A 26,350-nucleotide genomic window follows, 5' to 3' on the forward strand; every position below is an offset into this window, starting at 1 on the left:
CAGCCCTACGCTGATGACTGTTCCGTGCACCACAACCCGGCCCATATCCACCAGATTTGAGCCGGTGCGACGATTACGGAGCTTTACCATCGCTGGTTTCTCTCGTACACCTTTCCGTCTCGCTTGCCGGGCACCAGGCCATCTGGCAGTACTGACCCGCCCCGGCTTTGTCGCGGCTGCTTCCCGTCCTCACCTGCGTTCCCAGGCTCAGACTGCCGCCAGCTTCACATTCTCTGCTACGACAGAAAATGGGTGAAGGTCTTCCACCTCCACTCGGTAAAATGACGCCTCGTGGCGCACTGCGTACTCGTCACAACTGCCAAAAAGAGCCACCTTGACCTCTTTTGTACAGGCGGCCCTCCTGTTCGCCCGCTGTTTCCGCACGTCCGCTTCCCGGTGCAGCACACCCGATTTACCTTCGTCCGACCAGGCAAGTTTGACATTCCTGGCTATATAAGGCATTTTCGCCGCATCGATCACCAGTACCGGGATCCTGCATTTTCGCCGCTCGATCATCTGCCGATAGTCACATTCGTCGACTTCGGGTTTGGCGGTGCCTGCGACCATGAACGCCGTGTCGCCCTCCCCGATGATCTCTGTCCCGCCACTGACCCCGGCGAACAGTCCGGTCACCGTGTCCACGACCTCGCCACCGCCGAACACCGCGACTGCGGCCACGATCACGCCCAGCGGTAGCAGCAAGCCGCTCTTACTCTGTGTCGCCATCGAGGCCCCTCACCTTGCTGGCACCGGCCCATGTCCGCCAAGTTCGGCGAGTGGCGTTCCGGTCACCTTAAGTGCAGCGATGGACACTAGCGGTGTATGTCGACGTCGGCTACCACGCAGGCCGATAAACCCGAGCCACCAAATGGATCAGGAGATCGGCGGGCTGACGTTCGAGCAGACCGACGACGAGCGGACCGAACACCTGGACGACTACGGCCTTGTCCAACTCAAGGCGCACGGCGAGCATCTGGTGGCCATCGAGCCCAACGGCTGGGTGGGCAACGGCCCCGAGGTCGCCCGTACGCTATCCAGCCCGACCGACTTGTTCTTCTCGGTGGAGCGTGAACGGGCACCGACTCTTGCGGGCCACGGACGGACAGATCACGGGGCGCTTCGATCCGACGTTCATCGGGCTGTCTGCTGGGGCGAACGACTGCTGCATGGGTGGGTGGGTGGGGGGGACGACGAGTTCCCGCTAAAGCACCTGTGTTCCGCGAGCCTCGCGGCGATGGAGCGGCAGACCGGCCTGTCCTTCGACCCGGGGTGGCTTGCCGACTCTCTCCCGACCTACCGGATTTCCGCGTGCACCCCGCTCAGCGGTGCGGGGGTCTGCTCGGGGTGAAGTCAGGCGTTCAGGCCGCGCACGAAGGCGTCCCACTGACGGGTGCCGAAGAGCAGCACCGACTCGGTGCCACCCACCTTGCTGTCCCGAGTCGCGATCTCGCCATCACCCAGGAACGCCACCTCAACACACTCACCGACGCCGTTGCTCCGGGTGCTCTTGAACCACCGGGCGTCGGACAGCCTGTCGTTGGTCATCGTGGCGTCTCCTTTGCGTGCGGGGTGCCATCCACGATGGTGATCTCGGGCGCGTTCGTCAAGCAGCCCGCGCGCACCGGGTGCGGGCGGGCTGCTTGGGGGTGAAGTCTGGTGTTGTCAGGCGTTCAGGTTGCGCACGAAGGCGTCCCACTGGCGGGTGCCGAAGAGCAGCACCGACTCAGTGCCGCCGACCTTGCTGTCCCGGGTCGCGATCTCGCCATCACCCAGGAACGCCACCTCAACACACTCACCTGCGCCGTTGCTCCGACTGCTCTTGAACCACTGGGCGTCGGCCAGCCTGTCGCTGCTCATCACTGCATCTCCCTTGCCACCTTGGCGATGTAGTTCACGGACTCCACCTCGCTCATCGAGGCTTCCCAGATGCCCGCGAACGCCACACTGTAACGCTCGATCTCGTGCGACTGCTCCAGGAAGAGCGCCCCAGTGAAGCCCTCCACGTAGACGGTGGTGGGCTCGGAGGGGGAGCCGTTTGCCGTGGTTGGAAACTCCAACTTGATGAACGGACCAGACATGACACCGTGGTGAAATCCAGCCGAGAACGGCATCACGCGCAGTGTCACGTTGTTCCGCTGACTCATCACAACAAGGTGCCGAAGTTGTTCGACCATCACCTCGGTTCCCCCGATCGGGCGATGCAAAACAGCCTCATTGAGCACAATCTTCACCCAAAGTGGGTACGCTATCCGAGATACCAGCGCTTGCCTGGCCATACGAAGCTGCACCCTGCGCTCAACTTGCTCTGGGGTGAGGCCGATCTCCCTTTCAAGCAAAGCGCGGGCATAGCGCTCGGTCTGGAACAGCCCCGGCACCAACTCTGGCCAGTAGCCCTCCGAGTTGACCGCCGCGTCTTCGAGACCAATGTAGATGTCAAGGTGCTCGGGGATGGCGTCGGTGTAGCTCATCCACCAACCGTTTGCCCTGGTCTCCTTGGCCAACGCCATGAGACCGGCAGTGGTCTCCATGGAAGCACCGTAGAACTGGCACATCATCTTGACGTCGTTGCTCCGCATGGACGTCAGGCCGGACTCTATCCGCCACATCTTGGTCTCGGACCACTCGAACTCCGCAGCCGCCGCCCGCACCGAGAACCGCGCCTGACCGCGCAGATTCCGCAGGTAGCGGCCCAGTTGGCGGCGTGCCACCGTCGACCCCGTCGCGCCCTCTTGAGACACCCTTCACCCCACCTTTCCCCGACGCAAGTCCTGCATCCAGAATGGAAGACTCACCGCGCCTGACATGAAAGACAAATGCTGACTGGCCATTACTCTAGCCCGGAATGGATTGGGAAGTCTCGTCATGCCCTGCCCCGCGTGTCGCCTGCCGGAGCCACCCGACCAGCGGATTGACCGACCCCGGCCCACCCCCACGGCGCCGAAGCGCCACCACGGAACGTCACTATCCCGCCTTTTTCCACCTCTGCAAGAAAAAGCGAGAGCCGGGTTCGGGTAACCTATGCTGGAACGTATCGGAGAAAAACTCCCGCACCACTTCCCGGAGCACGACCGAAAATCGCCCCGACCTGCGGCAAAGCGCACACTATCAGCCACAGACAGTCCAAGGTGGACAACCGCCCGCCACGGATGGCTGCCGGGGGTCGGGACGACCGGGTGCTGCTGGTGGAACCGCCTTGCACGCCGAACTGAACGATCCCGGGGGCGCGGTCGATGCCGGTGAGTCGCCGTGGGCGACCGCGTGGCGGGAACTGGTCGAGGAGTCGGGCCTGGACCGGCCGCTGGGGCGGCTTCTGGTGGTCGACCACGTGCTCCCGCAGGGCTCCAGGCCCGAGGATGTGCGGTTCGCCTTCGGCGGCGGCGTGCTGGGCGAGACCGGCCCGACCGGTCTCGCGTTCGGCGACGGCGAGAGCCGCACCGCCGGATTCCACACGATCGAGCAGGCGCGAACCAAGACCACCCCGCCGCTCGCCGTGGCGGCCGAGGCGGCCCGCCACGGCGTGACCGCGTCACGCGAGCACGGCGTCCGCATCGACCGGCCTGCCGGTCCCCTACCCGGCGGCGGTGGGCGGCGTCGACGCCCGTTGGCCTTGTCGGCGGCGGCGCCGCAAGCAAGGGACACATCCAGAGTGCCAACTGCTCTTGGCAATCAGGCGCGACATCGTGGCCGCGGCCTGCGGACCAGGAGCGCAAGGACCTTCTCGACCGAGCGTCAATGGCCGATTTCCGCGCGGCGGACGCGACGCCCAGGTGGTCGCGGATTATTCAGCCGCTGCTCGCGACCCCGCCGTTCGACGAACTCCCGGCCGGACTGGACCCTCGGCAGACGCCCGCGAAGGCCTGGAGGGCAACCGGTTTCCACTGGTAGAAGCCTGCCGTGCGGTCGACAGGCACCGTGCCGCCCGGCCCCCGGCCGCGACGATCCGCAGGAAGCCCTGGGGCCATCCGTTCACGGCCTCCCGGTGACCAGGCTTTCGCGACGAGCAGCGGACGCCGCTCACCGGAATGATCTCCGGAAGCCAGGCGCGCGACAACACAGACCTGCCCGGTCTGTTCGCTCGGTCGGCGTTTCCACCGGGGTGGGTCGATCCGGGCCCAGACCGGCCCACCCAGGAGCGAGGTCAGATAAGCCAGCCGAGCGTGTGCGCCAGGCACGCGAGCAGGCTGGTCACGACGTCGTCGTCATACGCGGCGGCGAGCACAGTCATCATGGGGGTCTCCTTGGGAATCGACAGCTTCGGCGACCAGGCGCGCCAATCGTGACCGCAACCTGTGGAGCGGGAGCGTAAATACATTCTCGACCGAGTGTCAATGGCCAAATTTCGCGGCGGACCACGGCATCCAGACATTCAAAAATTGCTCAGCCACATCTAAAAAAGCCGACAAGCCGGGTGCGGACGACCGGCGAGACGGGATCGCCCCCTTTGCCCGAAAGTCGCGCGCAGGCTGCTCGCGCCCCCGCCGTTCGGCGAACCCCCGGCCGGGCGAAACCCCGCGCAGACGACCGCGAATGCCCGGAAAGCCACTGGTTTTCGCTGGTAGGAGACCTGTGGCTGGGTCGACGGACACCGTGGCCGACGGACACGGACACCGCTGGGCCCAAAAAAAATCGCGGCAATTTAGAAAATGATGACAAAATATTGCCAAATCCTTCCCGTTGCCAAGAGGCAACCTGCACCCCTATGGTGTACTCAACAGTTTCTGAAACTGTGGTCTACCATCGGCCATCGGTAATAAATCGCAGGTTTCGGCCGTTCCGGCAGCGACGCCGGAAACGAAGGAGTTCACGTGCGGAATGTCCTCACGGATACCACGCTGCCCGGTCAACTCGCGGCGTGGGCCACGCTCGACCCGCACGGGGTGGCGGTGTCCTTTCTCGACTACCGCGCCAACCCCGCTGGCGAGCAGTTCTCCCTGACCTGGGGCGAACTCGACGCGCGGGTGGCCGCCGTCGCGGCCTGGACCCAGGCGCAGGTGAGCACCGGGGAACCGGTGGCGATCCTGATGGACCAGACCCTGGACTACGTCGTGGCGTTCCTCGGCGTGCTGAGCGCGGGCGCCGTCGCCGTCCCGCTGTTCGCCCCCGGCCTGCCCGGCCACGCCGACCGGTTGGCCGCGGTGCTCGCCGACTGCCGACCGCCGCTGGTGCTGGTCGACCACGACAGCGACCAGCAGGTGCGCGACTTCCTCACCGACCGGGGACTGCCCCCGACCGAGATCGCCGCCCTGCCGACGGAAACCGGAGAGCGCGGCGAGCAGGTCCCGCTCCGCGCCGAGGATGTGGCGTACCTGCAGTACACCTCCGGGTCAACCGGGTCCGCCCGCGGCGTCATGATCACCCACGGCAACGTGGTCGCCAACGCGCGCCAGTGCACCACGGCGTACGAGATGGAACGCGGCAGCACGGTCACCGTGGGATGGCTGCCGCTGTTCCACGACCTGGGCCTGGTGCTGTCGGTCGCGGTGCCGGTGGTCGCGGGCATCCGCTCGGTGTTCATGCAGCCGCTGGCGTTCCTGGAGCGGCCCGTGCGCTGGGTGAAGGCGCTTTCGGCCAACCCGCGCGCGGTGACCGCAGCGCCCAACTTCGCCTACGCCTACTGCGGCGCCCGCGTCGCCGACGCGGACAAGGCGCGGCTGCGGCTGGAGACGGTGCACGCGATGGTCGACGGCAGCGAGCCGCTACAGGCCGCGGCGATCGCCCGGTTCCGCGACGCGTTCGCCGTCTGCGGGCTGCGGCCGCAGGCGCACCGGCCCTCCTACGGCCTCGCCGAGGGCACCGTCGCGGTGTCGACCACGGTGGCGGGCACCGCGCCCAAGGCGTGGTCGTTCGACCGGGAGAAGCTGGCCGAGGGCACGCTGGCCGAGGCGCCCCCAGGCTCGGCGACCGCGATCGAGCTGGTCTCCTGCGGCCAGCCGATGGGCCAGACCGTGGCGATCGTGGACCCGAAGACCCGCAGGGAGCTGCCGCCGGGCGCGGTCGGCGAGATCTGGGTGACCGGCCCCAACGTTGGCTTGGGCTACTGGAACCGGCCAGAGGAGTCGGCGGCGACCTTCGGCGCTGTGCTCGCCGACCCAACCGGGGACACTGTCTCCGGGGACAGCCTCGCGGCCGACACCTGGCTGCGCACCGGCGACCTCGGCGCGTGCCACGACGGCGCGCTGTTCGTCACCGGGCGGATCAAGGACCTGATCATCGTCGACGGCGGCAACCACTACCCGCAGGACATCGAGCAGACCGTGGAGCGGGCGCACGCCGCGATCCGCCCGCGCAACACCGTCGCCTTCTCGGTGCCCTCGCCCGACGGCGAGCGCGTCGTCGTGCTCGCCGAGCGGACCAGGTCGGTCCCGGCCGACTCGGTCGACCTCGCCGAACTGGCCGCGGCGGTGCGGGCTGCGGTCGCCCGCCGCCACGGCATCGCCCTGCACGAGGTCCGGCTGGTGGAGCCGGACACCCTGCCGCGCACCTCCAGCGGCAAGATCGCCCGCTCCACCTGCCGGGACCGCTACCTCATGAATTGACCGAGCGGGTCAGGGCCGCGCTCAGATCTGCGCGGCCTTGGCGTTGCGCCGGAAATCCGACCACAGGAATGGCGACGAGCAGTTGCCGCACTTCGGGCCGAAGAACTCGCCCTTGGCCTGCTCGTCGCCCATCAGCTGGTACCGGAGCCAGGCGGTGATCGGACCGCGGAACTTGCCGCCGTCGCCCACGGGCTCGAAATGGCCCTTGCCCCGCAGTTCCGCGTAAATCGCCGGAATGTGGCCCGCGCTGGTGTAGCGGGGGATCACCAGCAGCGCCGGGACGACGATGAAGTCGAATTGGCCGCCGAGGATGAACATCGGGGTGGTGAGCTTGGCGATGCTGCCCTGCGGTCCGGGCTGGATGGGCACGGTGGTGTCGATCCTCGGGTCCGCGCCCGCGACGATCGCGCCGCCGCCGCCCTGCGAGTGGCCGGTCACGCCGACCTTGTCGAGGTCGACCTTGCCCGCGTAGGCACTGCCCGCCTTCCCGTTCTCGCTGGTCAGGTAGTCCAGTCCGGCGAGCATGGCGGTGCCGTTGCCCGCGCTCTTGGTGTCCGCCGCCGCCACGATGAAGCCATGCGAGGCCAGGTGCCGCAGCAGGCCAGCGTAGGCCTTCGGGGTCGCGCCGGTGCCGTTGCCCCACAAGACCACCGGGTGCTTGCCGCAGCCCTGGCCGCCGAGGTCGGTGGGCCGGAAGACGGTGTGCCCGACGCCGCTGGCCTCCTCCGTCACCGCGAACGGCCCGTCAGCCGACCAGTTCTGACCGACCGACGGACAGGCGGACGCGGTCGAGGTGGCGGCCGACTCGGCGAAGGCCGACGAGTCGACCACGGTGTGGCCCACGACCGCGAGCGTGACGACGCCCGCGACCGCGAACGCCTGGGAAATGCGACGGATTCGCACAGGGGTCTCCTTTCAATGGTGCTTGACAGAATGCCCTGGCCAACCCGGGCACGCCCTTGTGACCTGGAACAGAGTTTGCGGCGGAACCATTGTGACAGATATCTTGGCGGACCGGGAAAGATCATTTCCGACACCCCCGGAAACCGTTCCATCACCCCTATCATTTCTTTGATTAGTGACAACTTCCCAGCCGACCCCCGGCCACCGAGATCCGAAAATCGTCCGAAAGAGAGTGTGCGGAAGTGCTCCCGGCGCCGGGGGCAAGGGCCCCGAGCCTGCCGGGGCCACCGACAAGCTCACCAAGTACTACTCCACCAACCGCAAGAAGTAGCCAGCGAAGCACCAGCCCGCGTCCCCGGGGCGGTCACAGGATGATCGTGAACGCCCCGGGACTGGCCGGTCCGGTGTTGCCCGCGGCGTCGCGCGGGGTCGCGGTGAGGGTGTAGAAGCCGTGCAGGCCGCTGGTCGACACGCGCCAGGTCGCGCAGTCGGTCGCGCAGGTCGCCACGTGGGTGGTGCGCCGGCCGGTGAAGTAGTTGACCGCCGTCACGGTCACCGCGGCCACGCCGGACACGGCGTCCGCCGCCGTGCCGCCGACCTGAGTCCCAGAGCGGATCAGGCCCGCGGGCGCGGTGACCTTCGCCGATGGCGCGGTGGCGTCGTAGCGGAACGCGAACGGCACCGGGGCGCTGACGTTGCCCGCTTTGTCGGTGCACGAGCCGCTGAGCGACCCGGTGGCGGTGTCCGGGCCGGAGTACGCGGCCGTGGTGCACTCGGCGATGCCGCTGGGGTCCGTGCCGGACCAGGTGGCGGTGAACGGCTTGGTGAACCAGCCCCCGGAGTCGGGCGCGCGGTCGGCGGCGGCCGTCACCCCCGTGGGCGGGGTGGTGTCAGGGGCCGGGGTGACGCCATCGAAGAGCCCCTCGGCGAACACGAGGGCGTCGGGCAGCGCGGCGTCCGGGGTGCCGGTGTGGTCGCTGGGATAGGTCTTGTAGGTGTGCGGCTGGCTGTTCGCGGCGAGATCGCCCACCAGCCTGCTGGTCAGCGACGGCGGCACGACGGCGTCGCTGTCGCCCTGGGCGATCAGCAGCGGCCGGTCGTAGCCGGTGACCGGGACGTCGAACACCGCGCCCCAGGCCTGCCGGAACGGGTCGCCGAGGTCCTTGGTGAACATGTCGGCGAGGTTCACGTCCGACACCCGCGCGGCCAGCTGCACGCCGCACAGGGTGTGCGCGTCGGCGACGACCGACTTGCCGAGCGGGGTGAGGTAGGAGGCCAGGTCGAAGTCGGGCCGGGCGATCTCCAGCCCGGCGAGGATGTAGGCGATCAGCGTCTTCGTGCCCAGACCCACCAGCGACGGCGGGAACGTCGGCCCGATCAGCGAGACGAAGTAGCTCAGGTTCGACGGCACACCGTGCGCGACCGCGCCCCGGAAGTCCAGCTCCGGCGCGTACCGGCCCGCGACGTGCGCGGTGAACATCGCCGCGTGCCCGCCCTGCGACTGCCCCACCGCGAACCAGTGCGGCGACAGTTCCGCGGTGACCGCCCGCGCCGCCCGCACGATGTCGATCACGCCGTAGGCCGCGACCCGGCCGTCGAGGTACGGGTGCCCGCCCGGCGTCCCCAGCCCCGCGTAGTCGGTCGCCACCACCGCGTACCCCGCGTCCAGCCACCCCGTCAGGTACGCCAGCCGGTTCGACCCGGTCACGGTCGGCGCGCAGGAGTCCCCGAGACCAGTCGTGCCATGCGCCCACGACAGCACCGGCCACCCACCGGCGGGCGCGGCGCCCTCGGGCAGGTAGACCAACCCGCTCACCGTGGTCGACGCCCCACCGACCCCCGTGGACGCGTAAAGCACCTGGTAGCCGCTGGCCGCGCCGCCCGGAAGCTCCCCAGCCGCCAACGGCGTCGTGCTCACCACCGTCCCCGGCGCCTCGACCGCCCCAGCCACCGGCGAGCCGACCCCCACCACGACCCCGCCCACCACGGCGGCCGCGGCAAGCAGCACACCGAGCGCACGCCCACGAACTCTCGACACGGCTGACCCCTGTTCCCAGGACGGCCGCATCCGACAGTGGCCGACTACCGGGGAACGGTAGGAAGCCCGTTTGACCTGGTCAAGGCAGCAGTACGGACATGAGTGAAACTTGTGTCCGCGCACCGGCCCTTCGTGGCGAAGGTGACAAAGACCGGCCCAGGAAAGACCGCCGCACCCGGTCCCGGGACGCGGAATCGGAGTGCGGCGGTCGGAGAGACTTACCGCTCTCGCCGCGCTTTCAGATTCGCTTCGTAAACGGTGCCCGTCATCGGCGATCCGCCTCCCGTGGCATTTCCGGTGGTGTCGATTACCGCGCCCCAGCGGACCACAGCCCGCCGCCGCCGGGAGCCGGTCGGCTGCCCTCTGCCCCAACGGACGGCACCTGCGCCCCATCGTGCGCCCGGTTATTCGCCGGAACACGCGCCCGCGGCGACCGACGCCGAGGCGCCGCCGGTCTCGTCGGGGTGGGGACGAGGTCCGGCGGCGCCATTCGGTGCGCGGACAGCCGATCCACGCACCCGGCAAGGTAATCACCCGCCCACCCGGCGGCGCATCGGTCTACTGGCCTGCCCTGGTCAGCCGATTGGCTGATTCGCTACTCCGGGTCGGTCAGCCCGGCCCGCTGGGCGAGCATGGCGGCCCGGACCCGGTTGGGCACGCCGAGCTTGGCCAGAATGGCCCGCCGCGATGACCAGGACGCGCCGCCGAGCGCCTCCAGCGAGCCCGACTGTCCACAGTGGTCATACCCGCCGCGCTGCCCGCCAGGAGCGCGAGTAGTTGCCGTTGTCGTCCAGCAGCGAGGTGCCGCCGAGGTCGCCCATGGTGGGCCCGTTGGCGCGTTCCCGGCTGGACATGAACCGGTGCCGCCCGGCGGTGTCGATGCCGAGGTAGAGGGCGACGTGGTCGATCTGCTCGTCGCCCTCCAAGTGGAAGAACAGCAGGTCGCCGGGTTGCAGGGCGGCGTAGTCGGTCACCCTGGCCCCGGTGTCGGGGACCAGCGCGACGCCCGGGCCGAACTCGGCGATGGCGTAGGCCCGCCGCGGCAGGCCGGGACCGGGGGTGTTGCCGGAGAGCAGCGGGTAGCCGGAGCGGTAGCCGAAGACCAGGCGGATGAACCCGGAGCAGTCGGTGGCCCCGTAGTGGCGCGGTTTCGGCTTGCGGGTCACCCCGTCGCCGAACTTCCAGCTGACGCCGAGGTAGTCGATGAAGTCGGACTGCTCCAGCCTGCCCGTCCCGGACGGCGCGACCGGCCCGAAGGCGGCGTCGCCGCGGAAGCGCACCCCGCGCGGGTCGCGTTCGACGGGCGCGCCGTGCTGGTACTCGGTCGCGATGGCGAAGATGTCGGGCTTGGCCGGGTCGCGCGCCTCGACCAGCCAGGGGCCGAACCACTCGGCGCGCTCGTCGCCCGCGTGCCACGGGCCGGGCAGCAGCCGCACCCACGCCGTCGTGCTGACCTGGGCGGCGGTGAACTCGGGCTCGGCGAAGACACGCCGCGGCCCGGTGACCACCGCGGTCCGCGCCCCGTCGGTGAACGTGGCGACCACCGCGCCCGCCACCGTCCGGACCACCGTGCGGTCCGGCTCGGTCAGCCGCTCGTAGGTCAGCGCGCCGCTGTCCGGGGCGAGCGCGCGGTCGTCCACGACGATCGCCGCGGGCGCGGCCGGGCTGGCGACGGTCCTGCCCACGTGCGTGGCGAAGTGCAGCACGCCCCAGGCGGCCAGGCTGAAGGTCACCGCGAAGGCCGCGCCGCGGGCGATCCTGATCGCCTGCATCGGTCTCCTCCTCACGTCGTCGGCACGAGGCCGACGAGCACACCGCTGACGATCACGCCGTAGCAGGCGAAGCTGACCGTGCTGGTGGCCACCAGCGTCGCCACCCTCGGCTGCCGGACCAGCTGGTAGGCGATCAGCCCGGGGACGACGAACCCGAGCGCCTGGTGGGCGAACAGCACCGGGTAGTCCTGCTGGATCACCACGATCATCGTCGTCTGCAGCACGACCCCGGTCAACACCACGGCCGCGAACTGGCGCTTGCCGTAGAGGATCACGAAACGCTGCAACAGGAGGACCGCGCCGAAGGTCAGCGCCGTCATCCCGACCACGATCCCGGCCTTGGCGTAGTCCTCGACCAGGGTCAGCGCCAGCCAGCCGGGGGTGATCATGCCGCCGGGGGACAGGTTCGTGGTCAGGTAGCACAGCAGCGAGAACACCAGGCCGATCGCGAGGCCGAGCGTGGCGACCTGGGGCAGCAGCTCGCCGCCGATTCCGGTTCCCATCAGGCGCTCCGCCGCCGCGGCAGGTCGACCGGCTTGGCCGAGGGCAGCTTGTCGAGCTCCGCCAACAGGAGTTCGCCCTGGCCGTGAATGTTGCCGATGGCCACGACCGAGGCCTGCCCGTCGACACCGGCGACGATCCCCTCGACCAGCTCGGCCGGGGCGCGCCCGCCGCCGAGATCGGTCACGACCGAGTGCCACCGCTGCGGGATCGCCTGGCGCGCGCTGCGGGTCGGCTCGCCGATCAGCACGACCCGGGCGGGGTCGAGTTCGGCGACCAGGGCGCCCATCTGGGCGTTGCGCTCGACCCGGTCCGGCCGACAGTTGATCACCACGTGCAGCGGCCGGGCTATCGCGCCGTGGGAGAGCAGTTGCTCGATGTTCATCAGAGTGGACTCCGGGTCGTTGGCCGCGAACACGTTCGCCACGCGCAGCAGCGCGCCGTCGGGCCGGTAGGTCTTGACGGCGAGGACGCCGGGGTCGGGCGGCGCCTCCCACATCCCGGCGAGCGCGGCCGCGCGGTTGACGCCGAGCAGTTCGGCCACCTTGAGCGCGATCGCCACGTTCTCCTTGAAGGTGATCCAGCCGAAGCGGGCCATCTCCGCGTCCGACACCGACTCCGGCGACACCGCGATCAGCTCGCAGTCGCGGGCGGCTGCCTCTTGTTCGAGGATGTCCAGCCGCTCCCGCTCCGCGGTGACGCACACCCCGCCCACCGGCATGGACCGGCTCAGCGAGCGCGCGACGTCGTCCAGGGTCGGCCCCATCTCGGCCAGGTGGTCCTCGCGCACGTTGCACAGCACGCCGATGGTGGAGCGCACCAGCTTGCGCTGGTTGATCTCCTGGAGTTCGGGCAGCACGGCCATGCACTCGATGACCAGCACGTCCGGCCGGTACGCCGCGGCCTTGCGGACGATGCCGATCTGCTCGACCACGTTGGCGATGCCGAACTTGCGGTACACCGGCTCCTCGCTGGCGTCCGGGTGGATGAACCGGGCGGCGGTGCCGGTCGTCTTGGCCACGGTCACCAGCCCGCCGCCGCGCAGCGCGCCCGCGCACAGCCGCGTGATCGAACTCTTGCCGCGGATTCCGTTGACCAGCACCCGATGCTCGATGCGGGCGAGGTTCGCGTAATGCCTGCGCTGCTCGATCACGCCGCCCACGAGCAGGCAGACGCAGCTGAACACCAGCACGCAGTAGAGGAACGTCATCGCAGCCGCACCCGCACCCGTTCGGTCGGCGGGTCGACCGGGGCCATCAGGACGGTCACCTCGGTCGCCGAGCCGGTCGGCCTGCGGACCTCGCCGAGCCTGCCCGCGCCGTCCACCACGCCCTGGCGGCAGATCTCCAGGCAGGAAGTGACGGTGCCGATCTCGTCGTGCCGCTGCGGGTAGAGCACGCCCGCGGTGTCCCCCGCCGCGAGCCGGTCGGCCTGGTCGGCGAGGGCGCGCAGCGGCCGGACGACGACGAAGTGGTGCCACCCGAACAGCAGCACCGCGAGCAGCACCCCGACGAGGGCGACGAACAGCGCGAGCCGCCGCACGGTGTTGTCGGCGAGCGCGAGGTCCCCCACCGGCTTCTCCGCGAGCACCGACCAGCCAAGCTCGCCGACCGCGCCCTTGCGCAGCGCGGCGGCCACCACCACCGTGCCCTCTTCGACGCGCGCCACCGGGTCCCCTGCCGCCGCGTCGGCCACACCGCGGCGCAGGTGCCCGTCGGTGACCTCGGCGAAGGCGACGTACCCGCCGGTCGCGGCCAGCGTGCGCGACCCGGAGTCGAGCAGCCGCACCGTGCCCGGCCCGCGGCCGAGCAGGTCGGTGATCCGGTCCAGGTCGAACTCCCCGATCGCCGCGCCGCCGCCGGGCAGCGGGACATGCGCGTACAGCACCGCGACCCGCCCGTGGTCGGCGTCCTGCCGCACCCCGCTGTCCGCGGGCGGCGGCGCCTGCGCGCGCAGCGGCGGCCGACCCGTATACGTTCCGACCTGCCCCTTGTCGTCCACGACGTAGACGCTGCGATAGCGCGGCTGGGTCGCGCGCAGCAGGTCCAGCGCCGCCGCCAGCGTATCCGGGTCGGTGAGCGTGACGACCGCCCTGAGGTCGGCCAGCCCGTCGTTCAGGCTGCGCTGCACCGCGTCACCGGCGCCCGCCGTCTGGTTGCGCAAGCTGGACACCACCGAATCGGGCGCTGCGGCCTCCCGGTCGGCGATGGTGACCACCACACCGGCCGACCACCCGAGAATCCCCACGGCCGCGACCCCGACCGCCACCCCGACCGACAGCCCGCGCCAGGCCAGGCGGCCACCCCGCGCACGGACGTCCGCCTCCGGCTCACGGTCCGCCACCGACTTGCCCACTGGCGACTTGCCCACCGACTTGCCCGCCGACTTGTCCGCCGCTGAGCTGCCCGCCGACTTGCCCGCTGACTTGTCCACGGGCGATGACACCGCCGTGCCCCCGCCATGGGCGGCCGCCTTCAGCCGGTACGTGCGCGCCGCCCGGTCCACCCCGTGCCAGTCGTCGCCCGCCCGCGCGCGCGGCGCGGAGGCCGCGGCCCGGATCGTCCGCGCGCAGTGCTCGATCGCGGCGGCGATCCGGCGCGGCTCCCGGGCGCGCGGGAACCGGACGGCGTGGTCCAGGTCGCCACCGGCGACGGCGAGGGCGTCCGCGCGCAGCCGCAGCACCGGCGTCACCACCGTGCCCCGGACCAGCAGGAACCCGCCGACCGCCACCGCGAGAAGCACCACGGCGGGCAGCGCGCCGCCGCCGTCCCCGCCCGCGGGGTGCGCCGGGACGCGCAGCACGCCGACCGCGGCGAGCCCGACCGGGCCGAGTCCCGCCGCGGCGACCGGGGCGTAGGCGACCACCGGCCGGTCCGGCGCGGAGTCCCGCGCCGGGCCGTCGAGCACGCCCGACTCCCCCGCGGCACCTGCCTTGGCTGCCCTGGCGACCAACGCCGCGGTCGCCTGGTCGTCCGGCGCGGGAACCGCCCCGTGCGCGTCGAGGATCTGTCCGCCCGCCGTGGTGAGCAGCAGCGCCTGCCCGCCGCTGATCACGGCGTCCGACAGCGACGTGGCGCTCACCGCGGCCAGCAGCCTGCCGTCGGGCAGCGCCACGGCGGTCACGATCCGCAACGTCCCGTCGCGGCTGGGAACCGGTCCGACGGCCGTGTCGGTGATGACCGGCGGCAGCACCTCCAGCGGCACCTGCTCGCCGGTCGAGGCGATGAGCTTGCGTGTCTTCGCGTCGAGCACGGCGGCGCCGCGCCATTTGCGCACCTTGCCCAGCCGGGCGAGCAGGTCGCCGGACTTCGCCGCTGCGGCGGCCACCCGCAGGTCGCCCGCGTTCTGGCTGATCGACGCGCCGAGCGACTGCCCGGCGGCGGTCACCAGTTCCCGCTGCGACTCCGCGACCGCGGTGTCGGTTTCGCGCACGCTCAGTAGCAGCGCGCAGACCCCGGCGAGGAGGACCAGCAACACCAGGACCGCGGTGGCGGGCACCCGGACACCGGCCGGAAAGCCACTTTCCGGCAACTGTTCCTCAAGCGTTTTCCCCGACCCGGATTTCCCCCGGACACTCCTGGTCACCGTATCTCCACAACATCGACGCTCAGTAACATGAGCAACATCTAGGTGGGGTCACGCTCCCCGAACGGGGCGATCTTGCCGCAACAGCCGACCGAAATCCTAGAACACGGCGTCACCTATTCACCCGGAAGGGTCGGCTATCGTCTGGCCCGGTGACGTCCTTGCCTCGAAAGCGCGGCCTCCTGCTGTTAGTGGCCGCCACCGGCATCGCGACCGCGTTCATCCTGTTCGGCCGCGAAACCGAAACCCGGCGCGCGATCACCCCCGGAGCCGACCTGCACGACACGGTCACCGCCTACGCCGCGAGCCTGTCCCCCGATGGCGCCTACCGTCCGCCCAGCCCCGCCGAGCGCCGCACCCTGGTCGACGGCCTCGCCGCGCTGCGCGGCGCGTCCCCGGCCACAGCCGTCGCGGACCTGGCCGAAGTCGGCTTCACGGTGACCTTCGCCACCGACTCCGCCACCGGCCGCAGCTACGCCATGGCCATGGACGAACCCGGCGGCGAACGCGCCTGGGGCCTGTACGTGGTCGACCTCGACCATCCCGTCCGTGTCCTGGTCGAGGTGCCCCACCCCAACTACGACCTGCGCACCGAGGAAGTCGGACTCGCCCTCTGGCGGGCCGCCCCCGGTGCGCTGCTGGCCATCTCGGGCACCCACCGCGCGGTCGGCAACGGCGCGGGCGACGTGGCCCACCGCACCGACTCGATGTTCCACGCGGTGGCCGTCGACCAGGCCAACCGCGGTGTCGCGCAGATCCAGCTGCACGGCTTCGACGACGACAGCCTCCCCGACACCGACGTCGTGCTCTCCACCGGCACGGACAACCCCGGCCCCACCGCGAAGGCGGCCGCGGACCGGCTCTCCGACGCGGGCCTGACGGTCTGCAGGCCGTGGAAAACGGCCTGCGGCAAGCTCGAAGGCACCCGGAACAAGCAGGGCATCCTGGCCGCGGAAGCCGACGCCCTGTTCCTCCATGTGGAAATGAGCCGCACCGTCCGCGATTCCCGTGAGAAACGCGCGGCCGTCGTCACCGCCCTGGCCGTGACGCGTTAATCCACGCCCACGGCGAACATCCCACCAATTTCCCGGCCCGCGTCCACCCATTCCAGTCGGTCGGCTGCGAGTTCCACCACCCGGCGGGAAGCCTGGGAACCAACGCGCACGCCGATTTCGATCCACACCGGACAGTGCGGCTCCGCACTGACACCCCGCAGCGTGAGAGATTCCCCGCCCCGCCGCTGAATCGCGCTACACAGCGCAACCATCCGACGCGCCGGGTCCCGACCGGCAGCCAGGTGGCTGGACGCTCCCGCCGGTCGGCCGGGACTGCCCGAGAACAACCGGACCGCCCCGAATGCGATGGTCCAATGCCGCGTGCGAACGTCCCTATCACCTGTTTTCCGACCAATCCGGCAGGCAGCGGCGGCTACCCGCCTGGACTAAGGCCGCGGGAGCCATCCTCGCCGTCGCCGCGCTCGGCGCGGGCAGCCTTTTCCTGTACCTCGCCGAACGCGGCAAGCCGCGGAACACCCTGGAAGCGGGTCCGACCGCCGCGGCCACCCGCGTGGACAACACCCTGAACGTGCAGCGCATCGACGCGGCCACCCGGGAGGTCTCGGCGCAGTACCAAATCGAGCCGACCGGCCAACTCGCCGACGAGGCAGGCCAGCTCACCACGATCAACGCCGACAGCTTCTTCCAGCTGACCAAGAGCGCGAGCACCCCGGAAGCGGGCGTCACCGTGCTCGCCACCGAGGTCGCGCGGTCCACGGCCACGTTCGCCTTCGCCCTGTTCGTCATGGTCTTCATGTGGGGCTTGGCGGTGGCCGCCGTCGTCGCCGCCTGGTTCGTCGTCGGCGGGCGCAAGGGCCTGCTGTGGCCGTCGATGAGCTTCATGGCGGCGCTGCTGTTCGCTCTCGTGCCGCTGCGCAACGCCCTCCCCGGCGGCCCGCCGATCGGGTCGGTGGTCGACTTCTGCGCCTTCTTCCTGGTCGAGACCCTCATCTCGGCCTCGCTGATCACCACGGTCATCACCGGCTTCATCCAGGAGCGCCGCACCGAGGCCGCCGCCCGACCCGAGCCGGAGCCCATCCCCCGCCCACCGGCAGGCGAGAACCCGGCACCCAGACCGGACGCGCACCCCCGTCCCTCGGCTCCCCAGCCCACCCCGCCACCAGCGGGCATGAACCACACCGCCCGCACCGAGCCGATCCACCTCGCCGCCGCGGACCGAAACCGCGCCGACAGCGGTCCGCCCCAGCGCCGCACCCGCCCCTGACCGCCGCCGGGAGCCGGTGGGCTCAGCACCGGTGACCGGCGACCCGGACCCCGAAGCTCATCGCGGGCCCGGGGGTGGGCGCGGACCTGGTGGCCAAGGTGTAGCCGGGGTGGTCGAGGCGCAGATCGAGCCGGTGGAACAACCGGGCCGCGGTGACCACCATCTGCACGTCGGCGAGGCTCTTGCCGAGGCAGGTGTGCGGGCCGCGCCCGTAGGGGCTGTACGCGCCCGGCCGCAGGTGCTCGGCGCGCGCCTTGCCGTAGCGGTCCGGGTCGAACCGGTCCGGGTCCGGGAAGTACCTGGCCTGGAAGTGCGGCACGCTCGTCCCGAGGTACACCGTCTCGCCCGCCCGGATGCGGTGGCCCGCGAACTCGAAGTCCCGGGTGGCGGTCCGCATCTGCGCGACGGCGATCGGGTAGAGCCGCATGGCCTCCATGACCACGCCGCGGACGACCGGCAGCCGCTTGAGGTCCCCGTCGTCGAGGTCGGCGCCCCGGTCGGCGAACACGGCGTCCACCTCCCGCCGCACCCTGCTCAGCAGGTCCGGGTGCTTGAGCACCGCGTACACGGCGCTGGCGAGGGTGTTGGCGACCGTGTCCAGACCGGCCACGTAGGGCCCGGTGAGGCTCAGCACCAGGTCGGCGGCGGGCAGCACCGCGGGGTCGGCGCGATGCGCGGCCAGCACATCGCGCACCAGGTAGGCGGGGCCGCGGATGTCGTCCTCGGCGATCATCTTCCCGGCGAGTTCGACCATCCGCGCCTTGGCCCGCTTGTACCGGGGGTCCAGCAGCATGATCCGCGGCCGCTGCCGGGTCACCAGCACGTTCAGGATGTGCCGGGTCGCGGTCCGGATGTCGTCCACGTACTCCAGTGGCGCCTGTCCGGTCAGCAAAGTGCCCAACTGGTCGGTGACCAACCGCTGCATCGCCCCGACCACCCGCACCCTGGTCCCCGGAGCCCAGTCGCGATCCAGGCTCCGGTCGGTGATCTCGACCAGTTCGCCCAGCCGTCCCTTGACCGCCTCGCGGGAGTAGCCGCGCCGCACGATGTCCCGCAGTTCCCGGTGCGACGCGCCGTCCTCCCCGCTCACCATGCGGGTCCCGCCGTACTCGTCGACCATGCCCTGCCAGAACTCCTTGGACCGCAGGCACTCGCGCCCCTCCTGGCCGTTGAGGAACACCGCGGCCTCGACCCCCGCGATCACCGGATACTCCCGGCGGAAGACCCGGAACCGAAACACCGGCCCGTGCTCCCGGTAGCAGCGCACGAAGAACCCCGCCGGGTCGCGCGCGAGGTCGACCACGTTGCCCAGCAAGGGAAGCCCGCGAACAACGGGCGTGGCGGGAGGCGGCGCCTGCGCAAGGGGCATGGGGTTCCTCCGTCTCACGGTTCACCATGATTCGAGGGTCTGGACACAAACCTCCCACGGCCCGCGGGCACGAACAAGCTTCACTCCCCGGTCGGCCCAGCCGCACGGCGGACCGCCCCGCGCGAGGTTGACTTCCCCGTACCACGACGGTTTACCCCCGCACGAGGACGAGCACGCGGGGTAAACCAGGGAATTAAATCGAGAACGGGATGCGCCCGCCATTTCGCCGCCAATACCTTTCTCGCATCAGGAATGCACCTGACAACGAGAGGACGAAACCATGAAGCAGAGATTCCGGCGCATCGCGACGATCGGCCTGATGGCGATGGCGTTCGCGGGGGCGGCGACGGCCCCGGCGGCCGCGGCAGGCGGCACACCGCCGCCACCGCCCGCCCAAGAGATCACCCAGCAGGTGGAAGTCGCCGCGGGTCTCACCTGTTCGATCACGGCCCGCGTGCCTTATTACCAAAGCGGCCGCGTCTATGCCCAGGCGATCGGCAAGTGCAGCAACAAGACCACCATCAAGGTGCGGGTCAAGCTCCGCAAGAACGGCACGGTGGTCGGCTCCTCCGAGGACACCTGCAAGAACGCCACGGCGTGCCACGAGACCACGTCCGCGGTGAACAGCAGCGGCAACCAGAAGTGGTGCACCCTCGCCCGCCTCGAACTGCCAAGGTCGATTCCCTCCTCGCCGACCACGTGGTTGTCCGTCTGCGAGAACAGCGGTTTCTGACCCCGGCGTCCGGTGGTGCGCCGACCGTGGCGCACCACCGGCGCGGCGATATGCGCGCACTGGTCACCGCCGCATCCTTGGGTCCTGCGAAGGGTCGGCGTACATGGGCGGGCAACCGCCCTCGACGGCTTCGGGGCGCAGTTCGTAATGCCAGGGTTCGTTGCGGTAGATCTGGCACAGCCCGTACCTCGCCCCGTGCTCGGACAGCCACGCCCTGGCGGCGGCAGGCCCGATGTCGACGGCGTCCCCCGACACGTGCGCGGAGGTGTCCGGGGTGGCCACCCAGCGGGCGGCTTCCGCTTCCGAGCCGTACTTCGAGACCGCGTCATGGAATAGCTGTTCCTGGTATTCCGGGGAACGCCAGCCACCGTTGACGAAGATCTCCACGCCGTCGGCGGCGGCATCGGTCGCGGCTCTGCGCAAAGCTTTCAGCAGTCCGGGATCGAGGTTGGCCACGGCCGGAACCTCGTCGGCGAAGACCGGCACGGGGTCAGGGACAGCGCCATGTGCCCTGCCGAGGGCGCGCCTGAGTGTCGCGGGCGACCGGGTCTGGCGGACCGCTGTCCGCGCTGGTTGGCTGTAGTGCATGGCGCCAGCCAAGACGGCGGGGTGTTGCCAGCACGTCTGCGGTTTTCGATAGGCGGACGATATGCGCGGGCTCGTAGCATCGGGACCATGCGTGTGCTGGTCGTCGAGGACGAGCCCTACATGGCCGAGGCCATCCGCGATGGGCTGCGGCTGGAAGCGATCGCGGCCGACATCGCCCTCGACGGCGACACCGCGCTGGAGATGCTCAGCGTCAACGCCTACGACATCGCCGTCCTCGACCGCGACATTCCCGGGCCCTCCGGTGACGAGATCGCCAAGAGCATCGTCGCTTCCGGCGGCGGGATGCCGATCCTGATGCTCACCGCCGCCGACCGGCTCGACGACAAGGCCTCCGGGTTCGGGCTCGGCGCAGACGACTACCTCACCAAGCCGTTCGACCTCCGCGAACTCGTGCTCAGGCTCAGGGCGCTCGACCGCAGGCGCGCCCACAGCAGGCCGCCCGTGCGCGAGATCGCGGGCCTGCGGCTGGACCCGTTCCGCCGCGAGGTCTACCGCGACGGCCGCTATGTCGCGCTGACCAGGAAGCAGTTCGCCGTGCTCGAAGTCCTCGTCGGCGCGGAAGGCGGTGTCGTCAGCGCGGAAGAGCTACTGGAACGGGCGTGGGATGAGAACGCCGACCCGTTCACCAACGCCGTGCGCATCACGGTCTCGGCGCTGCGCAAACGCCTGGGCGAGCCCTGGGTCATCGCCACGGTGCCCGGCTCGGGCTACCGCATCGACACCGGATGCGCGGGCGACGACCGTGGATAGGGAACCCGGTTTGAGCGTCCGCCTCAAACTCACCCTCAGCTACGCGGGCCTGCTCATGGTCGCCGGTGTCCTGCTGCTCGCGGTCGTGTGGTTGTTCCTGCTGCGCTACGTGCCCGAGACGATCTACATACCGCCTCTCGACACGCTGTCGGGGCCCAGCCCGCCGGTCGTGCCCGACCGCTCCGACCTGCTGCGGGCGTTCCTGCCGAAGGCTGCCGCGATGCTGGGGTTCCTGCTGATGTTCAGCCTGCTGGGAGGGTGGGTCCTCGCGGGCAGGATGCTCGCGCCCCTGACGCGCATCACCAGCGCGACCCGCCTGACCGCGGCCGGATCGCTGTCCCACCGGATCGACCTGGAGGGCCGCAACGACGAGTTCCGCGAACTCGCCGACGCCTTCGACACGATGCTCGCCCAGCTTGAGGCACACGTCGCCGAACAGCGGAGATTCGCGGCCAACGCCTCCCATGAGCTGCGCACCCCACTGGCGATCACGCAGACCCTTCTCGACGTGGCCCGCAACGATCCGAACCTGGACACCAGGGAACTCGTCGACCGCCTCCATTTGGTCAACTCCCGGGCCATCGACCTCACCGAGGCGCTGCTCCTGCTCAGCCGCGCCGACCGACGGTCCTTCGCCCGGGAACCCGTCGACCTGTCGCTCATCGCGGAGGAGGCCGCGGAAACTCTTCTCCCGCTGGCCGAAAAACGCGGCCTCACCATCGAGACCGCGGGCGACATCACCCCGACCAGCGGCTCCCACGCGCTGTTGCTGCAGATGACGACGAACCTCGTGCACAACGCGATCGTCCACAACCTGCCTGACCAGGGCGCCGTGTGGGTCACGACCAGCGCGCACCCGAAGGGTGCGGTGCTCACTGTCGAGAACACCGGCGAGCAGCTCACCCCGCAGCTGGTTTCCACGCTCGCCGAGCCGTTTCAGCGCGGCACCACCCGCATCCACAGCGACCACGCGGGGGTCGGCCTCGGCCTGGCGATCGTCAAGAGCATCACCCAGGCACACGACGGGACCCTCAGCCTCGCCCCCCGCCAAGGCGGGGGGCTCCGCGTCACGGTGCGACTGCCCGACGCGCGCTACGCGATGGGGAAGTCGAAGTAGGTGTCCGGATAAGGCTCGTCTTGCAGCGTGTAATGCCACCACTCGCGGGCGTATGACCTGAAACCGCAGTCCGCCATGATGGAACAGAGGTGTTCACGGTTGCGCGCTTCACCTGGCGTGATTCCGGTCGCGCCATGATGCGAGAGGGGGTCCATCAAGTCATGGCCTCCGCCCATGTCGGCGAGTTCACCGGTGGCCAAGTGGTAAAGCGTCAAGTCGACGGTGCTGCCCCGACTGTGGCCCGATTCGGTCGCCACATATCCTTTCTCGAACATCTCGGGCCGGTCGATGTTCGGATAGTGTCGCGGCTTCGTCCGGCCGTCCTCCGGCTGCTTCGACCAGCGCAGGAAGCGGTCCACGGCGCGGCGCGGACGATAGCCATCCCAGAGAAGCAAGCCGAAACCGAGGGTGGCGGCCTTCTCTTGCGCGCTCTCCAGGGCCGCGCACAACGCCTTCGTGCCGACGATCCGGTTCGCCAGGTACCCGTCCACCGGTTTGCCGGTGAAGTTGTCCCAGGTGGCGTACTTGGCGTCCCAGCGGATTCCTGGCACAACCTCGTCCACGAAGACAAAGTCGTCTTGCATCAGGCTTCCCCCGCCAATGCCAGCGCGACCATCCGGTCGATCACGTCGGAAAGCGACAACCCGGCCGCCGCCATCATTCTCGGGTAACGGCTGTAGGAGGTCATACCCGGCAGCGTGTTGACCTCGTTGAGGACCACCTCGCCGTCTTCCTTGAGGAACATGTCCACGCGTGAGAGCCCCCGGCATCCCAAGGCGCGATAGATGCTCTTCGCTGTCTCCTGAACGAGCAGGCGCGACTCCGCCGGAATGTCGGCGGGAACGACCGCGGTCGAGTTCTCGGAACCGCTCTCCGGCGCACTCTCCTGGTGGATTCGGAAAAATCCATGAGAGAGCACGATTTGATCCACCTCGCCAGCGATCAGATCCGGACCGTTGCCCAATATGGCGCACCCGACCTCGCTGCCGACGACGGCTTCTTCGATCAACACCTTGGAGTCGTACTGCCGGGCGGTAGCCACCGCGCTCGCCAGCCCTTCTTTCCGATGCACCTTGCTGACACCGAACGACGACCCCGAACGCGCGGGCTTCACGAAGACAGGATAGGCAAGCTGCTCAGGATCGACGCTCTCATTCCCCGAGACGATCCAGAAATTCGGCGTGGCGATTCCAGCGCCGCGCGCGACTGTGTAGGCGAGGGACTTGTCCATACACAGAGCAGAACTCTGGACGTCGCAGCCGACGTAGGGGATGCCGGAGAGCTCCAACAAGCCCTGCATCGCGCCGTCCTCACCGAGTTTGCCGTGCAGAACGGGCAACACCAGGTCCAGGCCGATCGTTTTGTATCGCCCCTGGTCCAGCACAAGCAGTCCGCGCACGCCGCGGTCCGGCGCCAGCACAGCCGGACGGCAGTTGCCGTCTTCCCAGTTCGCGTCAGGACCGTCGCAGAGTTTCCACACGCCGCTCTTCGTGATCCCGATGAAGAACGGTTCATACTTCTCGGTGTCGAGGTGCTTCGCGACCTCTTGCGCGGATTTGACGGAGATGGGATGTTCTTCGGAAGAACCCCCGAATATGATCCCGATTTTCATATCCAATGCTGCTTCCTGCTCACGAAATTCCGACAGTTGACAATCGAGTTTTCGACCGTGTCCCGCAACGCGTGTTCAGTGTGGTAAGCGGTGTGCGGGCTGACAAGCACATTCGGCAGTCTCTGCAGCCGCACCAACCATTCGCTGTCGATGGGCTCACCTCTGCGGTCGGCGTAGAATATGCCTTCCTCCCCTTCGAGGACATCCAGCGCCGCGCCCCCCAATCGACCGCTTTCCAATGCCGCAACCAGGGCCTCGGTGTCCAGCAGCCCACCACGCCCAGTGTTCACAATGAACGCGCCGTGCTTCAACCGCGCGATACGGTGCCGATTCAGGAGATGGCGCGTGTCCGCGTTGAGCGGTGTATGGAGCGTGACAATATCGCTCTGGTGGAGCAAGTCATCGAGGGCAACGTAATCGGCGGCAGCCGTGGGACGGCTGTCGTAGGCCACAATGCGGCAGCCGAAACCCCGCAGCCGGTCCATCACGGCCGCACCGATGCGCCCAGTCCCGATCACCCCGACGGTCAGATCACGCAACTCTTTCCCGCGCACATCGTTCAACCGGTAATCATGGGCATCCGCCCGACTGATGATGGATTTCGCGTTCCGCACCGCCATCAGCATCAACATCACCGTGTAGTCGGCCACACTGTCCGGCGAGTAGTTTACATTTTCCACCGAGATACCGACACTCTCCGCGTATGCCACATCGATATGGTTGTACCCGATGCTTCTCGTGGAGATATACGCTACGCCCACTTCCCTGAGCGCGAAAAGAGCATCCTTGCCGACATAAGACTTGTGACCGACGCTGACACACCGGTTCCCACGGGCAAGTTCAGCATTATCCCCACACACCCCCGCCTCAACAACAGTCGGCACCACCCCAAAACGAGGCCCCATCTCCCGAAACAACAAGCCCTCGTCCCGCCCACATCCATACACCGTGATCCCCATCACCGAAACGGCCCCCACCCTCAAAGCCGCCAGCGATCGACCACGACGGCCCACCACTCCTGCCGGTTCGCTGTAGGTCATACCCCCAGTCAAGACAACCCGACGTTGCCAGACCGTATGCGTTTTTCAATACACAGACGGTATGTTACCGGCCAGTAATATTACGGGTATGAGTCCGACGGGACGCGCTGCGGGAAGAACACTTCAGACTGCCGGAGCGGGCAGGCCAGGCAACGACAACGCGGTGGGCTAGCCGCGCGCGCCTACAGGTTCCCGTTCGCCACCGGCTCGTCGCGCTCGAATCGGGCGAGTGAACGGTAGCCGCCGAACGCGGGGATTGGTTCCCAGTTGGCGTCAACCCGCACATCGTTATATTCGACGGTTTCCTGAAAACGCTCGACCTTGTTCTTCACTACCCGCTTCGCATAGCCGTCTTCACGGTAGTGCACCGTCTCGTGGGAGGTGCAGTCGGAAAGCCGCAGCCCGCGCCGGTCGTTCGGGTAGTTCCATGTATGCACCTGGGTCAGGAAGAGGCTTTCATCGGTCTTCTTCATGAACGTGTACTCGACCGCTTTTCGACCCGGGTCATCGAGGAAGGACACCACGACGACTCCGGTCTTCCAGACCACGGTGACCAGGGTCGGCGACTTCGCACCAGCCCTGGGCGACATGATCGCCGTGTACTCCTCGCCCGCGACATCCCTGGCCCGCGCTTCGGCCTCGGTCAACGGTATCCCGACGGCACCGTCCGCGAAGTTCCACTTGAAGCAATAGTCGACCATGTCTCCATGCTTGCGGTGTCAGGGGTTTCGGTCAGCGTCGGCGACAAGGACACCCCGAACCCTAGGTGTTGGCGGGTTCGCGTGGATAGCCGTGCTCGTGGTCATGTCCGCACGGTCCGCGGGCGGTCGCACCGCGCTGGTACCGAGGCGGGCACCAGCCGACCAATTGTCCACTTTGGACTACGAGGGGCCAAGGGTATCGCTTCCGCGGCGCCGCGCGGCAGGCGCGGAGGCCGCGGCGGGCACGCGCCGGTCGGGCTGAACCTGACCGGTGCCACTGACTTCAGCATGACCGAGGCCGATGACCGGTCACTGGCCGACCGGAGTCCGAGATCGCGGGCGGGGCACGCGATCTCGGACTCCGTCGCGGTTACTGGCTGGCGGTTGCCGACCAGGGGAAGCGAAGCGCCGGGGCGTGCTGGCTGCGCTGGTAGGCGGCGCAGAACCCGGCTTCGTCGCCCGCATACTGGGGGTCGAGCGCGACCAGCGCGGGCCGCATGGCGTTCCACACCCGCTTGTGGCCCTCGTTGGTGCTGTCGCCCCGGACGGTGATCACCATGTCGAGCCCGCGGTGGATCGACACCCGCTGCCCGCCCGCGCCCGCGGCCCAGGCGAGGCCGATGTCGTGGCGCTCGCCGGTGTGCGGGGTGCCGCTGTAGTTGTGCGTGGTCGCGTTGAACGGGGCGTGCGGGTGGCGCGGCCAGGTGCTGTACGGCGAGCACTCGGTGTCGTTGGTGCCGGACGAGTAGCGCCAGCCCTGGTAGGCGTTCATCTGGGTGAGGTAGCCGTAACCGGTGTTGGTGT

Annotated in this window: 24 protein-coding genes and 1 pseudogene; 8 read left to right on the plus strand and 17 right to left on the minus strand. The window is 69.2% G+C overall.

From position 1 onward, the window contains the following. Positions 1-207: 207 nt before the first annotated feature. Positions 208-726 (minus strand): hypothetical protein, encoded by a 519-nt coding sequence (locus BLS56_RS29895; protein WP_091457874.1) that lies wholly within the window; start codon positions 724-726, stop codon positions 208-210. Positions 727-868: 142 nt separating this feature from the next. Here BLS56_RS29895 and BLS56_RS29900 point away from each other — a divergent pair, with 142 nt between their 5' ends. Continuing rightward, positions 869-1,348, plus strand: a complete 480-nt coding sequence (locus BLS56_RS29900) for a hypothetical protein (protein ID WP_091457877.1) — start codon at positions 869-871, stop codon at positions 1,346-1,348. Between the two features lie 2 nt (positions 1,349-1,350). On the opposite strand, the gene BLS56_RS29905 is transcribed toward BLS56_RS29900, so the two are convergent. The 3 genes from BLS56_RS29905 to BLS56_RS29915 all read right to left on the minus strand — a co-directional run bounded on the left by BLS56_RS29905 (position 1,351) and on the right by BLS56_RS29915 (position 2,738). Then, positions 1,351-1,545: a DUF397 domain-containing protein gene (locus tag BLS56_RS29905; RefSeq protein WP_091457879.1), complete on the minus strand. Its 195-nt coding sequence runs from the start codon at positions 1,543-1,545 to the stop codon at positions 1,351-1,353. A 117-nt stretch (positions 1,546-1,662) separates the two neighbouring features. After that, complete coding sequence (locus BLS56_RS29910) at positions 1,663-1,857, minus strand: DUF397 domain-containing protein (RefSeq protein WP_091457882.1); 195 nt, start codon at positions 1,855-1,857, stop codon at positions 1,663-1,665. Next, positions 1,857-2,738, minus strand: coding sequence for a helix-turn-helix domain-containing protein (locus BLS56_RS29915; protein ID WP_228772050.1), 882 nt, complete (start codon positions 2,736-2,738; stop codon positions 1,857-1,859). The genes BLS56_RS29910 and BLS56_RS29915 overlap by 1 nt, the downstream gene beginning before the upstream one ends. Before the next feature lie 104 nt (positions 2,739-2,842). Between BLS56_RS29915 and BLS56_RS32655 the strand changes: the two are divergent. Beyond that, positions 2,843-3,460 (plus strand): annotated as a pseudogene (locus tag BLS56_RS32655) (NUDIX domain-containing protein); the annotation flags it as partial. A gap of 1,345 nt (positions 3,461-4,805) precedes the next feature. Next, positions 4,806-6,536 carry a fatty acyl-AMP ligase gene (locus BLS56_RS29925; protein WP_228772051.1) on the plus strand — a complete coding sequence of 577 codons (1,731 nt, stop codon included), beginning with the start codon at positions 4,806-4,808 and terminating at the stop codon, positions 6,534-6,536. A gap of 21 nt (positions 6,537-6,557) precedes the next feature. On the opposite strand, the gene BLS56_RS29930 is transcribed toward BLS56_RS29925, so the two are convergent. From BLS56_RS29930 to BLS56_RS29955, 6 genes are all read right to left on the minus strand, one after another. Next, the gene (locus tag BLS56_RS29930; RefSeq protein ID WP_228772052.1) at positions 6,558-7,439 is read right to left on the minus strand and encodes a poly(ethylene terephthalate) hydrolase family protein; all 882 of its coding nucleotides are present in this window, start codon (positions 7,437-7,439) and stop codon (positions 6,558-6,560) included. A gap of 364 nt (positions 7,440-7,803) precedes the next feature. Further along, on the minus strand, positions 7,804-9,477 hold the full coding sequence (locus tag BLS56_RS29935) for a lipase family protein (protein WP_228772053.1): 1,674 nt from the start codon (positions 9,475-9,477) through the stop codon (positions 7,804-7,806). A 740-nt stretch (positions 9,478-10,217) separates the two neighbouring features. After that, the gene (locus BLS56_RS29940; protein WP_091457884.1) at positions 10,218-11,249 is read right to left on the minus strand and encodes an NlpC/P60 family protein; all 1,032 of its coding nucleotides are present in this window, start codon (positions 11,247-11,249) and stop codon (positions 10,218-10,220) included. An 11-nt stretch (positions 11,250-11,260) separates the two neighbouring features. Then, positions 11,261-11,752: a poly-gamma-glutamate biosynthesis protein PgsC/CapC gene (locus BLS56_RS29945; protein WP_091457887.1), complete on the minus strand. Its 492-nt coding sequence runs from the start codon at positions 11,750-11,752 to the stop codon at positions 11,261-11,263. Further along, positions 11,752-12,960 (minus strand): poly-gamma-glutamate synthase PgsB, encoded by a 1,209-nt coding sequence (gene pgsB / locus BLS56_RS29950; protein ID WP_091457888.1) that lies wholly within the window; start codon positions 12,958-12,960, stop codon positions 11,752-11,754. The genes BLS56_RS29945 and pgsB overlap by 1 nt, the downstream gene beginning before the upstream one ends. Continuing rightward, positions 12,957-15,248, minus strand: a complete 2,292-nt coding sequence (locus tag BLS56_RS29955) for a HAMP domain-containing protein (protein ID WP_091457891.1) — start codon at positions 15,246-15,248, stop codon at positions 12,957-12,959. The genes pgsB and BLS56_RS29955 overlap by 4 nt, the downstream gene beginning before the upstream one ends. 239 nt (positions 15,249-15,487) lie before the next feature. On the opposite strand from BLS56_RS29955, the gene BLS56_RS29960 reads away from it, so the two are divergent. Together BLS56_RS29960 and BLS56_RS29965 are read left to right on the plus strand one after the other, a co-directional pair. Beyond that, positions 15,488-16,390 (plus strand): hypothetical protein, encoded by a 903-nt coding sequence (locus BLS56_RS29960; protein ID WP_228772054.1) that lies wholly within the window; start codon positions 15,488-15,490, stop codon positions 16,388-16,390. 301 nt (positions 16,391-16,691) lie between these two features. Next, the gene (locus BLS56_RS29965) at positions 16,692-17,615 is read left to right on the plus strand and encodes a DUF4436 family protein (protein ID WP_091457893.1); all 924 of its coding nucleotides are present in this window, start codon (positions 16,692-16,694) and stop codon (positions 17,613-17,615) included. 22 nt (positions 17,616-17,637) lie between these two features. Here the strand turns inward: BLS56_RS29965 and BLS56_RS29970 are convergent, their stop codons facing one another. Continuing rightward, entirely contained in the window at positions 17,638-18,984 is a 1,347-nt protein-coding gene (locus BLS56_RS29970) for a cytochrome P450 (RefSeq protein ID WP_091457895.1), read from the minus strand. 280 nt (positions 18,985-19,264) lie between these two features. On the opposite strand from BLS56_RS29970, the gene BLS56_RS29975 reads away from it, so the two are divergent. Continuing rightward, positions 19,265-19,717: a hypothetical protein gene (locus tag BLS56_RS29975; protein ID WP_091457897.1), complete on the plus strand. Its 453-nt coding sequence runs from the start codon at positions 19,265-19,267 to the stop codon at positions 19,715-19,717. Positions 19,718-19,780: 63 nt separating this feature from the next. Here BLS56_RS29975 and BLS56_RS29980 read toward each other — a convergent pair whose 3' ends face one another. Then, positions 19,781-20,203, minus strand: a complete 423-nt coding sequence (locus BLS56_RS29980; RefSeq protein ID WP_228772055.1) for a M15 family metallopeptidase — start codon at positions 20,201-20,203, stop codon at positions 19,781-19,783. A gap of 189 nt (positions 20,204-20,392) precedes the next feature. Here BLS56_RS29980 and BLS56_RS29985 point away from each other — a divergent pair, with 189 nt between their 5' ends. Together BLS56_RS29985 and BLS56_RS29990 are read left to right on the plus strand one after the other, a co-directional pair. Further along, positions 20,393-21,076, plus strand: coding sequence for a response regulator transcription factor (locus tag BLS56_RS29985; protein WP_091457904.1), 684 nt, complete (start codon positions 20,393-20,395; stop codon positions 21,074-21,076). Then, the gene (locus tag BLS56_RS29990) at positions 21,069-22,193 is read left to right on the plus strand and encodes a sensor histidine kinase (RefSeq protein WP_091457905.1); all 1,125 of its coding nucleotides are present in this window, start codon (positions 21,069-21,071) and stop codon (positions 22,191-22,193) included. Before BLS56_RS29985 ends, BLS56_RS29990 begins: the two co-directional genes overlap by 8 nt. Here the strand turns inward: BLS56_RS29990 and vanX are convergent. The 5 genes from vanX to BLS56_RS31875 form a co-directional block, all read right to left on the minus strand. Continuing rightward, positions 22,169-22,777: a D-Ala-D-Ala dipeptidase VanX gene (gene vanX / locus BLS56_RS29995; protein ID WP_091457908.1), complete on the minus strand. Its 609-nt coding sequence runs from the start codon at positions 22,775-22,777 to the stop codon at positions 22,169-22,171. The two genes, BLS56_RS29990 and vanX, sit on opposite strands and share 25 nt — an antisense overlap. Then, positions 22,777-23,805, minus strand: coding sequence for a D-alanine--(R)-lactate ligase (gene vanA / locus BLS56_RS30000; RefSeq protein ID WP_091457909.1), 1,029 nt, complete (start codon positions 23,803-23,805; stop codon positions 22,777-22,779). The genes vanX and vanA overlap by 1 nt, the downstream gene beginning before the upstream one ends. Beyond that, the gene (locus BLS56_RS30005) at positions 23,802-24,764 is read right to left on the minus strand and encodes a D-isomer specific 2-hydroxyacid dehydrogenase family protein (protein WP_324187546.1); all 963 of its coding nucleotides are present in this window, start codon (positions 24,762-24,764) and stop codon (positions 23,802-23,804) included. The genes vanA and BLS56_RS30005 overlap by 4 nt, the downstream gene beginning before the upstream one ends. A gap of 263 nt (positions 24,765-25,027) precedes the next feature. Beyond that, positions 25,028-25,546, minus strand: a complete 519-nt coding sequence (locus BLS56_RS30010; RefSeq protein ID WP_091457915.1) for a hypothetical protein — start codon at positions 25,544-25,546, stop codon at positions 25,028-25,030. Positions 25,547-25,916: 370 nt separating this feature from the next. Then, positions 25,917-26,350, minus strand: a 434-nt coding sequence (locus tag BLS56_RS31875) for a hypothetical protein (protein ID WP_175482721.1), incomplete at its 5' end; no start/stop codon positions are given.

Origin of the sequence: Actinokineospora iranica, assembly GCF_900101685.1 — a bacterium.
In the GTDB taxonomy this organism is placed as follows: domain Bacteria; phylum Actinomycetota; class Actinomycetes; order Mycobacteriales; family Pseudonocardiaceae; genus Actinokineospora; species Actinokineospora iranica.